At 55.7% G+C, this 15,234-nt stretch carries 11 protein-coding genes; 5 read left to right on the top strand and 6 right to left on the bottom strand.

From position 1 onward, the window contains the following. Nucleotides 1-38 precede the first annotated feature (38 nt). Both IT893_RS04450 and IT893_RS04455 read right to left on the bottom strand, forming a co-directional pair. Nucleotides 39-1,247 (bottom strand): glycosyltransferase family 4 protein, encoded by a 1,209-nt coding sequence (locus IT893_RS04450; RefSeq protein ID WP_197146960.1) that lies wholly within the window; start codon nucleotides 1,245-1,247, stop codon nucleotides 39-41. Further along, the gene (locus tag IT893_RS04455) at nucleotides 1,244-2,362 is read right to left on the bottom strand and encodes a glycosyltransferase family 4 protein (protein ID WP_197146961.1); all 1,119 of its coding nucleotides are present in this window, start codon (nucleotides 2,360-2,362) and stop codon (nucleotides 1,244-1,246) included. Before IT893_RS04455 ends, IT893_RS04450 begins: the two co-directional genes overlap by 4 nt. Nucleotides 2,363-2,544: 182 nt before the next feature. Here IT893_RS04455 and IT893_RS04460 point away from each other — a divergent pair, with 182 nt between their 5' ends. Beyond that, the gene (locus tag IT893_RS04460; protein WP_197146962.1) at nucleotides 2,545-4,008 is read left to right on the top strand and encodes a WecB/TagA/CpsF family glycosyltransferase; all 1,464 of its coding nucleotides are present in this window, start codon (nucleotides 2,545-2,547) and stop codon (nucleotides 4,006-4,008) included. Further along, nucleotides 4,005-6,125, top strand: a complete 2,121-nt coding sequence (locus IT893_RS04465) for a hypothetical protein (protein WP_197146963.1) — start codon at nucleotides 4,005-4,007, stop codon at nucleotides 6,123-6,125. The genes IT893_RS04460 and IT893_RS04465 overlap by 4 nt, the downstream gene beginning before the upstream one ends. Before the next feature lie 261 nt (nucleotides 6,126-6,386). On the opposite strand, the gene IT893_RS04470 is transcribed toward IT893_RS04465, so the two are convergent. Further along, the gene (locus tag IT893_RS04470) at nucleotides 6,387-7,709 is read right to left on the bottom strand and encodes an O-antigen ligase (RefSeq protein ID WP_197146964.1); all 1,323 of its coding nucleotides are present in this window, start codon (nucleotides 7,707-7,709) and stop codon (nucleotides 6,387-6,389) included. 89 nt (nucleotides 7,710-7,798) lie between these two features. Here IT893_RS04470 and IT893_RS04475 point away from each other — a divergent pair, with 89 nt between their 5' ends. Next, entirely contained in the window at nucleotides 7,799-8,884 is a 1,086-nt protein-coding gene (locus tag IT893_RS04475; RefSeq protein WP_197146965.1) for an O-antigen ligase, read from the top strand. Next, entirely contained in the window at nucleotides 8,877-10,223 is a 1,347-nt protein-coding gene (locus IT893_RS04480) for a prenyltransferase/squalene oxidase repeat-containing protein (protein ID WP_197146966.1), read from the top strand. Before IT893_RS04475 ends, IT893_RS04480 begins: the two co-directional genes overlap by 8 nt. Nucleotides 10,224-10,232: 9 nt before the next feature. Here IT893_RS04480 and IT893_RS04485 read toward each other — a convergent pair whose 3' ends face one another. Then, nucleotides 10,233-10,679 (bottom strand): hypothetical protein, encoded by a 447-nt coding sequence (locus tag IT893_RS04485; RefSeq protein ID WP_197146967.1) that lies wholly within the window; start codon nucleotides 10,677-10,679, stop codon nucleotides 10,233-10,235. A gap of 264 nt (nucleotides 10,680-10,943) precedes the next feature. Between IT893_RS04485 and hrpB the strand changes: the two genes are divergently transcribed. Then, entirely contained in the window at nucleotides 10,944-13,451 is a 2,508-nt protein-coding gene (gene hrpB / locus IT893_RS04490) for an ATP-dependent helicase HrpB (RefSeq protein ID WP_197146968.1), read from the top strand. 7 nt (nucleotides 13,452-13,458) lie between these two features. Here the strand turns inward: hrpB and IT893_RS04495 are convergent, their stop codons facing one another. Next, nucleotides 13,459-14,091: an MAE_28990/MAE_18760 family HEPN-like nuclease gene (locus IT893_RS04495; protein ID WP_197146969.1), complete on the bottom strand. Its 633-nt coding sequence runs from the start codon at nucleotides 14,089-14,091 to the stop codon at nucleotides 13,459-13,461. After that, nucleotides 14,078-15,196 (bottom strand): DUF262 domain-containing protein, encoded by a 1,119-nt coding sequence (locus IT893_RS04500; RefSeq protein WP_197146970.1) that lies wholly within the window; start codon nucleotides 15,194-15,196, stop codon nucleotides 14,078-14,080. The genes IT893_RS04495 and IT893_RS04500 overlap by 14 nt, the downstream gene beginning before the upstream one ends. Nucleotides 15,197-15,234: the final 38 nt, after the last annotated feature.

Below are 15,234 nucleotides of genomic sequence, written 5' to 3' on the forward strand. Positions count from 1 at the left end.
ATAGCCGAGAACCCGCTGATTTTAGGAGGGCTGACCATCTAACCATGGCGTGACAGAATGGTTTCATAGGCTCGATCAACCCGCGTTCCATAAGTGTGGCGAAGGTCACGGGCGATTTGAGCGCGGGCCGTTTGGGCGATGGTTCGGCGCATCTCGGGCTGTGTGATCAGGTTTGTTGCTGCACTTACAAGCGCATTTCGATCCCGTGGCGCGATGATCAGGCCGCTTTTCTGATTGATCACCGGGCTGCCAGCATCGAAGGTGGTGATGACAGCACAGCCGGCTGCCATCGCCTCCATGGTGGCAAGGCTGCTGCCCTCCGTCAGGCTGGGAAAGACAAAGATTTCGGAAGCCAACATATGATTGGCAACCTGATCGTGCGGCAGGGGGCCAAACCACTTCACCCCGTCGGGCAGATTTGAAAGCAGGTCCTTGGCACAGGGTTGTGCCGCGCCGATCAGGGTTAGTTCGGTCCTTAAACGGAATTGCCGGCGGATGGTTTTCCAAGCCGCCAGAAGATGGGCTGTGCCCTTGGCAAGCGACAGGTTGCCAACATAAAGAAGCCGGATGACCGTATCGTCGCGCGCGAAACGTTTTCGATCCAATAGCGCCTGACAATGTGGTGACGTAAAGGGGACGAGATATATCTTGTCAGGCGCGATGCCAGTTCTTTGCAGGCCGTCCGCGACCGTATCCGAGGGCGCAAATACCGCGTCGGAAAATCGTGCTTCGGCTGTGCGCCGACTGGCAAGGAAGGCCGATATTTCGCGGTGGGTGCGGCCGTGGGATGCATATTCGCCGACAAGCTGAACATGGCGGATTTCGGCCAGTTGGCCGGTGACATCGGAAATCGTGATCATATTTCGTGCCTTTGCGCGACGCATGGCAGGCAGGCTGTAATTGCCCTGCCCATGCAGGATGTCGGCGTTTGGCATTTGAAAGGCGGCCAGCAGCGACAGTGGAATGTCGGAATAAAGATTGCGCGCCGGTAACCGAAGCTTTTGGGCCGTTTTGCCAAGCATATCGGGCAGAAGGTGGCGGCCGGGGATATCGCAAAGTGCAGTACCGACATGGCGTGATGGCGGGCGGACAAGACCCGTACCGTCATGGCGCCAAAAACTGTCCCAACGTACCAGCCGTTTCTGATCGGCGAGGTGTTTGGCCAGAATTCTGGCCTGATCGACACGGCTGATCATCCAGACGGATGGCTCGGATTTCATGCTGCGGTTACGATGTGGCGTGATCATCCCCACCGCCGCACGTCCGGGTTATGATTAACCGCCTGATGAACTGCCTGCCACATGGTGTCGCTGTGATGGGCGGGGGTGCTATTGGCAATTTCCCTTGCTTGATGCAGACGCGTGTCCTCGAGAAGTTGCGGCGCATCAAGAAGGCGTTTGCAGGCCGTGATCCAACCTTGCGGATTATCGATCGGCAGGATTTCGGGACCGCGCAAAACATCTGGTGCGCAGCCGGTGAATGGGCTTGCGAGTGCAACCGCACCACAGGCAATCGCGTCAATTACACCAACGCCATAAGCATCGTTTCGGCTGGGGAAAAGAGCGATCTTGCTTTTGGTCAGAATGGGCGGGAGTTGATCGGGGGGAAGTTGTCCGAATATATCCACTTGATCACCAAGACCGGATGATTGCGTAAGCCTTGCGGTGTTTTTAATGTTGGTACTGCCAACAATGGCGATGCGTTTTGCAATGTCTGCCTTCGACAGTTCTGCTGCGATCCGAATAAAGACGTCAAAGCCCTTTGAAACCGTCGTACGACCACACCAAACGATGTCGTATTGTCGTTCCGCCGAGTTTTGGTTGGTGGAAATATCGGGCAAGGGAAATGACGGGGGGATGGGGGCGATCCAAATAAGATCTGGCGATGCGCGATGGCTTTCAAACCAACCCGCCCCGCGCGAACTGGCGGCGACAAAGCCATCGGCACGGGCAATCATGACCCGGCGTAATCTGCGCCGAAGCGGATTGTCATAGTTGGCATCGGAGCCTGCCCAGCCATCGAATTGCATCACGGTCGGAATGCGGTGTTTCAGTGCCCAGTTTTGCGCCTGCCATTGCGCGATGCCAAAACCGTTTATGATCAACGCATCACTTGGTTCACGGCAAACAGCCCGTGTGGCGCCAAACGGAAGTGACAGGGTTCGGTTTTCACCAAGGGGAATTCGCACGCCCGGCACGGTGATATAATCAAATGCGGGTGTTGTGATTGACCAGTTGCGTTGTGGTTCGCGATGTTGGGTACATAGTACACGCAAACCTCCGCCTGCGGCCATCGCGCGATGATGAAGCGCGTTATAGGCATCAGATCGGTAGGGTGGCACAAGGTTTGTCAGTAAAGTCACCCTCACCGCGGCGATCACCTTGAGATGCTAATATTGCCTGTAACTCAATCATAAGTTACCATTCAATTCAACCAATTAGCCGTCACTTAAATCGTTGACGGCGGCGAAAGACGGACGCCAACAGCAGGAACTTTGTGTTTCTGCCGTTTTTAACTGTCCGACCGGGGTGACAGGGGTGGCGCATGCGTGACGAACTCAAAGGGCACACAGCTGCCTTCTTCGGGTTGCCGCTCGATACGAGACGACGCCGTGTCGTCTGTGCTGATATCGCCTTGAGGCTTCGCAAAGGTACGGCGACGGCCAACCAAGCCTGTTTTCGCCACCATTGCCTGAATGCGACCAAACTGCCCGCAGCATTGCGCGATGATCGGTTGTTTTCGGCACTTTCGCGCGCAGATTGCCTGTCGGCTGATGGCATGGGGATTGTGTGGGCAGCCCGCCTGTTGGGGATCAAGGTTGCCGAGCGCGTCACTGGCATTGATCTGATGACCGATCTTCTGGCGCAGTTCGCACAGGATGGCACGCGGGTTTTCCTGTTGGGGGCGCGTCAGGATGTGTTGGATCAGTTGCAGGGGACATTGCCTGCACGTTTTCCCGGACTGATCATCGCGGGTACCCATCACGGTTATGAGCCCGATGATGAAAAGCTGGCTGATTGTGTTGCACAGGCCACACCAGATGCCGTTTTTGTCGCCTTGCCATCGCCGCGCAAGGAGCTGTTCGTTGACCAGTACGCGGCCAAGACCGGATGCCGTTTTGCCATGGGTGTTGGCGGGGCGTTTGATGTTCTGGCCGGGAATGTCCGGCGGGCCCCGGTTATCTGGCAGCGGTGCGGGTTGGAGTTCCTTTGGCGTATCTTCTGTCAGCCACGCTACATGATCCCGCGCTATGGGCCTGGGCTTTGGGCATTTGCCCGCCTTGTCGCGCCACGGATTGTGCGTTTTCAACTCCGGCGCTTTTGGTGTGCCCTACAAAAAGTGGCAACCATTTCGCTCATCTTTATGATGCTGACAACGGCCGCCGATTTACAGGCGCAGCCAACAACCACAGCGACGTTTGATCTGGAAAACCGGCAGGCGGCGATCAGCTGGATAGAGGCCGAAATCGCAAAGGTCGAAGCCACCGAAGACGTCGCCAAATTGATTGATGCACTTATCGGAGCTGTGCTGTCAGAGGATGGCACCAACCAACAATCTGACATCGATTGGCAGGTGGCAGAGGACAGCCTTAAAGTATTGCTTGGTCTGTTTGATGTGGTTCTGGGCGGCGGCAGTAGCCGTTTTTTGCTGGAGACCGTGCTGGGTGGGGTGGTCCTGCGTCTGCTTGATCTTCATCCCGACCCGGGGCGCCTTTCGGAAATCGTCCGGGGTAATTCTTCGGATTTGGCAGAGCGCCTGTTTGAACGCAATGCCAATCAAGCACTGATATTCGCAGGCGAACAACAATCATTTACCGCAAGCATCGAGCCCGAAGTCGCACCGCGTGTTGTCGGTTCCGTGCGGCCACCTGAAACCGAACGGGCGCTGCGTTATTCGCTTCTTTTTGTTGGTGGCCCGCGAAACCCCGTCGTCGATAGCTATTGGGGAGTTGAGGATTATCAGGAACCAATCGGAATTCCAGAACTTGAGGATGCAAGCCCGAGATGACAGAGCATCCCAACCATCCCGTCGCGATTACCGGCGTCACGCAAGAACGGTTTGATCCGTCCCTGCGCGATTTGTTGAGCATTCTTTGGCAAAGGCGCGGGGTTGTCGCACTGACCTTTGTTGTGGTCCTGATCGCGCTTCTGAGCGGGATCGCCAATTGGCAGGGGGATTATCGATCCGTCACCGAAATCGGGCTTTCTGCAAATGTGGAAATCGCGGAACGCCAGATGCCAGCGGCATTCAACACCGACCGGCGCATTGTAACCTCCCAGGAAATCGAAACGGCAATTGCGGAAATCAAAGGGCAGAAAACACTTTCCACCGCACTTTCGGTTATGCGCGGAGAGGGTGTTTCGCTGACGGATATGCCGGTATCCAGTGATCTCGAAACAGACGGGATCTCTCATCTTCGCAATGCTTTGGAAACCACCCGGGTTGGCAATGCGGCGGTCATTGAAGTGGCCTTTGTCGCAAGCCAGCCGGAAACAGCGCAAAAGGCGTTGATGGCCGTTATTGAAAGTTATCTGTGGCAGCGTGAAGACCGGCAAAAAGCCGCCATTCGAAGACAACTTGCCGAGGCGGAGGCGCAATTCAAATCTGCGCAAACTGACTTGGATGGTCTGGAAGGGGATCTGGCCAGCTTGCAAAACAGCGCCGGTATTCTGGACCCGGATGAGAATGCGCGGATGCTGGATCGCATCTATGCACTCGATGAGCAGGCTGAAAAACTGGGGCAGGAGGTTGTCAGCCTCAGGCTTGCGCGCCAAAGCCGCAATGAGGCGGCAAACCTTGATGATTTGCTGGCGATTGACGATGTGGCTAGCCATCCGATGGTGCGCCAAATCTCGGCCCAGTTCGAGACGACAAAACAGGAATTCGTCAGGCTTGATCAGCGTTACGGTCCCAAGCATCCGACCATGCAGGGCAAGCAGCAAGAACTGGATGATCTTCATAACCAACTGGCTGCTGTCGCCAGCAACATCGCCGGTCAAATGGATATTACCCTTGCCGGGGCGGAAGAAAAGCTGCGTCTGATCACGGCCCAACGGGATCGTTGGCAGGATCGGATGGCTCTCCGCAATACAAGCGTTCAGGGGCAGGCTGCCCTGGTGCGATCTGTCGCCATGGCGCGCGCCAATGTTCAGGAGCTGGGCCAGCAGGTACAAGCTTTGCGCCGTGAAATGGCAGCGTTTCAGGGGGATGCGGCGATCCTGCATGCGCCTACTTTGCCCGCAGCAACCGAATTTCCCGCCAAGCGCGATCTTGCCATGTTGGCGATCATGATGGCGTTGTTTGCCGCCGTGGTTGCCGCATTGCTGCGTCACTATTTCGATCAGAGCATTGATGACGACTTTGATCCTCAGGCGGCGTTGGGCATTCCGTTATTTGCCCGTATCCCGGAACGGTCCTGGGCGAACAAGGTCGCCAGCACTGCCGCCCATGACGAGGCCGCAGGCCATCTGGCAGTTCTGATGCGGATCATGGTGCAGGGCGCAGACGCAGCAAGCAAATCCGATAAGGACGGACAGGTGATTGCGCTTGGCTCAGCACTCTCGGGCGATGGCAAAAGTCATATCGTTCATGCACTGGCGGAAAAGCTGGCTGGCCTTGGGGCATCGGTGATGGTTCTCGATGCAGATTTGCATGATCCGGCACTGCCAAGCCGGGCGCGGCATGATGATGAAATGACTGCTGATTTGACTGATGTCATGTCAGGGATTGTGGATCTGGATGCCGTCCTTACCGGCGCAGAAAACGGCGAGGGGTATCGATATCTTGGTGCGCGTATGCCAGTACCTGGGAATATCGCGACGGGCATGATTGACGGGCAATTACCTGGTTTGATCAAGCACCTGCGCACCCGGTTTGATCATGTGATTGTTGATACGCCGCCGATCCTGTCGGTTGCCGATGGTGTGATTGCGCTGGGATTGGCCGATGTCAGGCTGTTTGCCCTGCGCTGCGGCCACAGCAAGCGCCGCGATATCACCCAGGCCCTGTCGCAATTGCGTGCAGCCAATATTGTGCCGGAGGGCATTGTTTTGAACGGTGCCAAGCCGCGTGCCGCCTATGGCAAGCCACAGGCGGCCATGGCGACCGAGGGGCCGACGTCATGAAGGCAGCCCTGATTGTGATTGCCCTGCTGTTGCTTGGCTCTGGCGGCATGGTCCTGGTTTCGGAAGGCAGGGCGCTATCGCAGCTTGAAAATAAACGTGCCGCCTTTGCCAACGGAGACGGCTTTGGTGCAGAGCGTGATGCGATGGTGGTCGATAGTACGGAACTTGACGAGCTACTCAAATATCGGCTGATCGAACGGCCATTTGATCCGGTTTTGCTGGGGCTGAAGGCGGGAATAGTGGTCAAGGATGATTTGGCGCTTAGCGCAAAGCTTTTCGATCAGGCGCAGGTGATTGCCCCGCGTGATCCCCGCGTGCAGGCATTGCGTGATGGGCTGCAAATGCGGCTTCAAAGCTTGACATCACCAGCATCACAACTGGCAGAATAAGGGCAGGCATGAGCATGACCCAGTCGCCCATGCTGCCAATCATTGCCATAAAAAAAAGGGCAATCAAAAGCGCACGCGTGTCGGGTTGCTGGCAGGTGGCAAGAACCGTTTTGATCGCGATGATCAGTGCCGTGGCCAGGATCAGCATAATCGGAACCCCAAAAACGATTGCGCCATCAAGCCAAAGGTTATGGCTGCTAAACCAATGGGCATTTGCGTTCAGGTCCGGGGTGGTGAAATGAGCAATGACCAGTCCAATACTGTCCGCCCCCCATCCGGTAAATGGTCGTTCTGCAATCGCATGCAGGGCGGTGATCCACAAATCATCTCGCTGGATCAGGTCGTTGCGGGCAAGGTCTTTGAAGCGGTCGAAAAGTTCCAGCGATGCGAAGGCTGTGACGGCAATGGTCGCGATGATGCCAAGGGCGATCACAATCAGCCGCTTGAAGTGGTTGGCGTTTTCGCGCGGGGTCAGAATGATAAACAGTGCCCCGCCAACCAGCGCCATTATAAAGGCCAGACGCGAGTGGCTTTCGAGAAGGGCCGCTGCAAAAAGTACAGCAATCGCCAGCCAGCCTCCGGCCTGATCAAGGCGCTTGGCCGTGCTCAGCGCCCGGCTTTGATCATACAAAAACAGGCAGGCCAGAATACCGAACGCCATCATGTTTCCGAACGCTGTGCGATTGGCGAAGCTGCCGGTCCAGTCGCCCAGATGGACTTGTTTGGCAAACCAGAACGTGGTTTGCCATCCCATCACATCGGCACCTGCGGCAAGCGCCACTTGAACGGCGCATGTGATGACAATTGTGCGGGCGATGGTGATATTCAGATGGTTGTGAAGGCGCGCCAAAAGCGCGGTCAGGCTCGCCACACCGCCCAGCCATATCAGATAGGCCGCGACATTCAGCCAACCATTCGGGGCGAGTGCAATGTGTGGTGCATTGAACGGATAAGCTTGAACTGGCCAGATCGGCAGGCTTTGCAGGATCGCCCAACCAATCAGCGCAACGATCCCGATCCAAAGAAAAAGCAGGTGCTTGCCAATTTGCACAGGACCGCGGCGCAGACAAATCGCAAGCATGCCGATACCGGTCAGGATCGCCAGAAGGGCAAGCGCCCATGGCCGCAATCCGCCCAGCAACAACGGGGCAAGAATGATCTGCACCATCAGACAGGTTTGCGCCAGCCAGAGCATCAAGGTCAGCCAATCTGCTTTGAAATCAAGAGCTTCAGACTAACCGAATTTTCGCAGCGTGTCGCGCGGCTTGCGCGAGGCGCAGCGCCATGAAAACTCTTCCGTTCGAGGTCATACAGTACTCCGGGCAGGGGCAGGGAACCGCAAGCCAAACACTCTCACTGCCGATCTGGCTGGTATTTGCGGGCAATCTTTTGATGGGCGCCTCGTTCTGGCTGATTGCAGCGGGCGGAATGGTCGCCAAGCTTATTCTGCTTGGTTTCTGGATTGCGATGCTGTGTGGTTACGCCCGCCCGGTTCGAATTACGCCGGGTTTGCTTGCGGGCTGTTTGTCTCTTGCCGGGCTGACTGGTGTCATTGCCACTGGCAACGGGGCCAGCATCGAAAAACTCCGTCTGATCGGCAACCTTATGATGCTGCCGGTCGGGCTGTTGGTCGGGCTGTTAATTGGCCGGGACAGTCTTCGGGTGATGATGCCGGTTCTGGTGGTTTATCTGCTGCTATCTAGTTCGTTTCAGATGACCCATGAAGGCATGCGCCTTAATCAGCCGTTCTTGTTTTTGGGGCTTTTTGCGCTCTGTTCGGTGGCCGGGTGGCGGGGCTGTCGACTGCTTGTCGCGGGATCGGCCTTGGCCGTGTTGCTCAGTCAAACGCGGATTGCGGTGTTGGCGATGTTGGTCAATCTGATCGGGATGATCCGGTTTTCGCGGGCGATGACGTGGATTGTTGCCTGTGTCGTCTTGGGCTTGGCTGGCTGGTTTGCAATGTCGCATCTACCGCGCCTGTTTCTGACCCATGGCAGTGGGCGGTTGGCGTTCTGGCAGGATTTCTGGGGGATGTGGCAAGGCGGCTCTGGCGGGCAAAGATGGCTTGGTTTCGGGACCGGGTCGGTGGAGGAAATCCTGTCCGGCTATCAATCCTTCGCATCCTTTGGCGCTTTGCATAACGATCATTTTCGCATGCTGTTTGAAACCGGCATTGTCGGGCTAGTGCTTTGGGCGGCGGGATGGATTGTGATGCTCTGGACCGTGCGCCATGTGCGTCTTGCCGTCTGTATCCTGCTTTCGGTGATGCTGACCATGGTGACGGATAATACGCTGAATTACGGGCATTATCTGATCTGTTGCGGTATGGCTGCCGGGATTGACGCCCGTGCGAGGTGTGCGCATGAATAGGGATCGTCTGATCGATATCCGGGATCGTGTGATGGACCGCATGGTCGCGGATGGCTTTGCCGGGGCCGATCCGTTTGACGGGCTTGAGAGTGCTTTATTCCGCGCAAGCGGCCTTGGCCGGTTCCGACTGGCGCGGTTGGTCTGGTTACAGGCAATCAAGCGTGGCCCGGAAGGCTTGCGCAAGGTTGTTCGCATTCCCAATATGGTCAATCCGAAGACACTAGCCCTGCTGGGTGGGGCCGCGCAGGGTGTGGTCCTTTGTGATGTTCGGGGACGCCTGCTTGAAATGCAAAACCCGGATGGCGGGTGGGGATATCCTTTTGAATGGCAGGCGCGGGCGTTTTACGCCAAACGTCATCAAAGCAATGCGATTGTGACAAGCTTTGTCGTTGATGCGTTACTTCAAAGCGGGATGCAAAAGGATCACCCGGCGTTGGTTCATGCGGCCGGGTTTGTTGAAGACAAGCTCTGGCGGGAAGGCTATTTCGCCTATTTCGATCATGTTGTCGTTGAAATCCATAATGCCAGCCTTTGGGCGGCCTTTGCACTGCATCGGGTGATAGGACTGAATGACAAAACCGCACTGGCGGTGGAGCGCGTTATCAATGCGCAACAGTCTGATGGCAGTTGGGCCTATGGCACGCGGTCCCATCACCAGTTCGTGGACGGGTTTCACACGGGCTATGTTCTTGATCTTCTCGACAGCTTGCGGGCGTCGGGGATGGACGGGCTGGACAAAGCCATTGAATGTGGGTGGCAATTCTATCGCGCAGCGTGCTTCGATAAAAAGGACCTGCCGCGCAGCTTTGCCGGGCGGGATGGCTACCTTGATGCCCATGCAGTGGCACAGGCGATGGCAAGTCTTTGCCGGTTTGGGGACCGCGACGGGGCGATCCGGGTATCTGAATGGGCAGCAGAAAATCTTTTTGATCCGAGCCGTGATCTGTTCTTTGCCGGGATAAAGAAAGGCGGCCGGCCAGATCGGCGCAATTACATGCGCTGGACGCAGGCATGGATGGTCTGGGCACTGTCAATCGTGATAGAAAACACCAAGCCGAACCCGTCGAGCCCGCAAGATCAAACCATGTCGAATTTTGACCCGACCACGCCACTCAGTTTTACCCATCCCGATCCGAACCGGGCGGAGAAGGAGGCGGCCTTGCGTGCCTTGCCCGAACCTGTGTTTCGCGGGCTTTATGATATCACACGCGCGGCAGCATCGCGGGCCAAGGCTGAGGGCGCGATGGAAACGCTTTATGGCCTGACGCGCGGGATGAAGACCCTGCAGCGCATCGGGGCGGAGCAGGGCGTCATCCTTGGCATCAGGCGCGGTGGCTAAACTCGGCGGTTAGCGTTGGCGCAGCTCGTCAGCGGTCAGTTGGCCATCGCCGTTTTTGTCAAGATAGTTGAACATCCGGTTATGGACGGCCTGGAATTCTTCAAGCGCCAATTGGCCATCGCCGTTGGTGTCCATCATGACGATCATCATTTCCGGGCCATGCATTTTGCCCATCATGCCACCCATCATCATGCCGCCATTCATCATGGCACCGTTCATCATACCGGGGCCCATCGCACCGTTATTGCACGGCATCGTGTTGCAGGGACCGTAACCTTGTCCGTTGCCCGGGCCATATCCCTGACCCATCATGCCCGGACCTTGCATCATACCTTGGCCCTGCATCATGCCTTGGCCGTTAGGGTTCATCATTTGCGGGCCTTGTTGGGCCTGGGCGACGCCAAGCGCACCGGCAAGCATCAGTCCGATTGCGGTAATTGCGAGATATCTTTTCATCATAAGTCTCCTGTTCCGAAGGGATGAGACCATTATGTGCAGATGACCCGTCGCATTTTTGCGGATCGAAGGCGGGAAACTGCCCAAAACAATAAAATCATTCTATCATCATCAGGGGCGCGCGCATTGAGGCCGATCAATCGGCATCCGCTGCCAGAGTAAATTCTGGCGTGATTTTCATTGCCCCGGCCAACCCCGCGGGGATATTGCTAGGCGATGCCCGCAAACAGACATCTGCTGTGCCAAGCTGAGTATTGAAAACATATGAGTTCCCGATTTCCCGCCCTGCCGATTGATGCTGTCCTGCCGGAGGTGATTTCCGCGCTGGAAAACGGCACCAATGCGGTTTTGCAGGCGCCACCGGGTGCTGGCAAGACGACAAAGGTGCCGCTGGCGCTGCTTGATTGCGCGTGGCGCGGGGATCAGAAGATCATCATGCTCGAACCCCGTCGTCTGGCCGCGCGTGCCAGTGCGCGGCGCATGGCGCAGTTACTAGGCGAGGCGGTTGGCGAGCGTGTGGGTTATCGCGTCCGCTTTGACAGCAAGGTTTCCAAGGACACGAAGATCGAGGTCGTGACCGAGGGCATTCTGGTTCGCATGATTCAGGATGACCCGGAACTGTCCGGTGTTGCCGCCGTCCTGTTTGATGAATTTCACGAACGCTCATTGGATGCCGATCTGGGTTTGGCCCTTGCCCTTGAAACGCAGGGGGCGCTTCGTGATGACCTGCGCCTTGTTGTTATGTCGGCCACCCTTGATGGTGATCCGATTGCACGATTGATGGGCGGTTGCCCGGTGATCACATCCAAAGGTCGCGCCTATCCGGTTGAAACGAAATACGTGGCCCCCAAGCCCGATAAATGGGGCAATACCCGCATTGACGCCGAAATGACCGGCGCGATCAAAACCGCCCTTCGCGAAGAAAGCGGATCGATCCTGGCCTTCCTGCCGGGGCAGGGCGAAATCACCCGGGTTGAAAGTGCGCTTAAGGATGCGGTGGGAAGTGATGTCATCATCGCCCCGCTTTATGGCGCGATGGATGCCAAGGCGCAGGATATCGCGATCCAGCCCGCCCCGGATGGCAAGCGAAAGGTCGTTCTGGCCACCGCGATTGCCGAAACGTCGCTGACCATTGATGGCATCCGGATGGTGATTGATAGCGGCCTGCAACGCCTGCCAAGGTTTGATCCGGCATCGGGGATGACGCGTCTGGTCACGGTCAAATCATCACAAGCCAGTGCCGAGCAACGTCGTGGCCGCGCCGGGCGACTGGAACCGGGCGTGTGTTATCGCCTGTGGCCGGAAAACGAACATCGTGCGCGCGCCCCCTTTACCGCGCCCGAAATTGCAGAGGCCGATTTGGCACCGCTGACGCTGGAGCTGGCGCGCTGGGGTGTTACCGATCCCGAAACGCTGCCGTGGCTCGATGTGCCCGATCGTGCCAAGATCGATCAGGCGCGCGATGTCTTGCGCGGCCTTGAAGCACTTGATGGCGAAAACCGCATTACACCGATGGGCACTGCCATGGCCGGATTGCCGGTCCATCCGCGCTTGGCGCATATGATGTTGCGCGGTGCTCAGCTTGGCCTTGAGGAGGTCGCCTGTGCGCTGGCGGCGTTGTTGTCTGATCGCGATTTCTTGCGCGGGCGCGGGGCGGATTTGCGCATTCGGGTGGAAGCGATCATCAAGGGCCGGGCGCCGAAAATGATATCGGAGGCCGCCAAACAACTTGCCCGCCGTTTGCGCGATGCCGCAAAGCAGGGCGGGTTGGCAAAACCCGATACCGCGCGGGTGGATCGGGCCGATGAGGTTGGCTTGCTTTTGGCCTTTGCCTATCCCGACCGGATCGGCGAGCGGCGCAAGGGGGCGGACGCGCGTTATCGCCTGTCGGGCGGGCGCGGCGGTGTTTTGCCCAATGAAGATAGCTTGGCGTCGGAGCCCTATATCGCGGTGGCCGAACTGGACGGGCAGGCGCGCGAGGCCAAGATTTATCTAGCCGCCCCTGTGGCGCGTGCAACTCTTGAAACCCATTTTGCCGATCAGATTTCCGAGGGCACGGAAGTTTTCTGGGACGCGCAAAGCGATGCGGTTGCCGCCCGCTGGCAACGCCGGATTGGCGCACTGGTGTTGGATGAAAAAGCCACCCATGACGAAGCCGATCCCGATGCGATTACAGCGGCCATGATCGAGGGCATCCGCAAACTCGGCCTGCATTGCCTGCCATGGGACAAGGCATCAGAAGGCTTGCGCGCAAGGCTGGCGTTTCTTCATCGGGTGGAGGGCGATGCCTGGCCTGATGTTTCTGACGACGGGCTTCTGGCATCGCTTGAAGACTGGATCGCACCCTATCTGTCGGGCATCACCAAACGTGGTCAGCTTAAACAGATCAAGCTTTCTGAGGCGTTGCTTGCCGGGATCGACTGGAACCAGCGACAGGAAATGGATCGCTTGGCCCCCACCCATTGGCAGGTGCCGACCGGATCAAACATCCGCATTGATTATAGCGGTGAAACACCTGCTTTGCCGGTGCGCATGCAGGAAATGTTTGGTGCCACCGAAACGCCAAAGGTCGCGAATGGCAAGGTCGCGGTGACGCTTCATCTGCTATCGCCCGCACAACGGCCCATTCAGGTGACGAGTGACCTAATCGGGTTCTGGAACGGGTCCTATGCCCAGGTGAAGGCCGAGATGAAGGGGCGCTATCCCAAACATTACTGGCCCGACGACCCACAAGTCGCCGAACCAACACGTCGGGTTAAGAGCCGCATGTGATTACTGATCAATTTGTCCTGGCCATAATTTCTTCCTGAAAAATATCAGCCATAACTAGAAGTAATTCACGCACTAACTCAAGGTGCTTTTCCAAGTCTAGAAGGGACAAATCTGGATCGCTTCCATGAGCAATACCATGTCGCCATCCAACAACTTCATTGTCTATCTTTAATCTGTATTTTTGGAGTTTGTCATAACTGAATGACAAAACTGAAAAATTTGTTTTTATTTTATCAAAGTTTAAGTTTGATCGAGCAAGCAAGACGCTAGTGTCATATCCTCTAGCACCTTCTTTGAGGGCAACGGACAATTTTTCAACGAAATCATGTTTGGCTTCAATTGAGTGGTTTCTAGCCCTTAAGCTCTCAAAGTTGCTCGTTAGCAGACCTAGAAGCAAACTCCAATCTACTGCGCTGAGAGGTTTGTTTAGATGGGTTAGAAATCTAAGATATGTGTGGGCGCATTCGTTGTAAAAACCTTCCCAGTGAGCATAGCTCAGTACGATTGCGGACTTGGACATTATTCCCCTAGGGTCACTGTGTGGAGAATTACAATAAAGTCGCTTTATTTCAGATATCTCACGTACTCTTTGGACGCGAACTGAATCTATCTCGCTGAGAAATCCATCAGAACTGTTCATTCGGGTTAAACCAAGCTTGTCCAAATGGGATTGTTCTTTGTAAGCGGGTTGTTCCTCTCAAACCAGCTGCGCTCATTTCATTTACTTCGGGACGCTGCCAAAATGCTGTAATTTTGTCACGAACAAAACCTACCGGATTATCTTGCCTTTCAATATCGCCTTTGTTGCGAGAGACGCCAACTGCGATGGCTTCTAGTGCTCGAAGAGAGAACCTCTTTGCAATCGCCTCGGGGGCATCATCTGGCGGTATAAGAGCCATATCTCCAGCTGCCTCAGTAAGTATCTCGGCAGTCCAAGTGATCTGTCGTATAACCTGATCTTGGTCTTCTTCAAGAAGAATTTTGACAATAGACTTGTCGAGAAATTCTTGAACGTCAGACTCGTTTTCGTAGTCGACAAGGCTGTGGACGATTAATCTAGTTGCGTACTCAATATCTAATTGACGTTTGCGCTGATCAGGGGACAGGCGGAAAAGCTCGGAGAAGACATCTCTGTTGCAAAATTCACGTATTGCGGCTGTAAAGGTGTTATTCGCGAGGACCATTGAGCAACTACGAACCTCTTGCTCATTAGCGTAAGCGCCACCCCTGTTAAGTCTTTGAAATAAATCGAACTTTGTTCTCGCAGCGCTAGGGTGTTTTAATACCTGAAAGTCTATTCGAGCCCGGCGAAAGAAAAGCTGCAGAGATTTCTCGAGTACCTTATTTTCGTCTTGGTCAACCTCTGATGTTTTCCAAATCACATCTTGCAATGATGGTAGATATTTTGCGCCCTTTAGACTTGACTGCAGGAAATGTCCCGGTTGGTCTGGGTCTCTTAATAGGCCCATGAACTCAAGAATAGTTGAGATACGTTGAAGGCCATCAATAAGCTCCCAAGTGCCATCTTCGTTTTCGTAGGCGAAAGCTGGAGGTATAGGGATGCCGATCAAAATCGACTCAATGAAGTTGGATTTCTTATCTAGAGACCAGCGGAATAAGCGCTGAAATTCTGGAAGAATTTCCAGCTCGTTGTCTCGATACATTGTTGCAATTTCACCGATCGTGATTTGAACGCGATCAGTTGTAACTAGGGCCTTTGCATCTTCAATTTCATCTCGAAGCATGGTGCCGGGCCTTTCCCAAAGTCTGGTAATTTTCTCCC

The sequence above is a fragment of the Thalassospira sp. A40-3 genome (assembly GCF_015871485.1).
GTDB classification, from domain to species: domain Bacteria; phylum Pseudomonadota; class Alphaproteobacteria; order Rhodospirillales; family Thalassospiraceae; genus Thalassospira; species Thalassospira tepidiphila.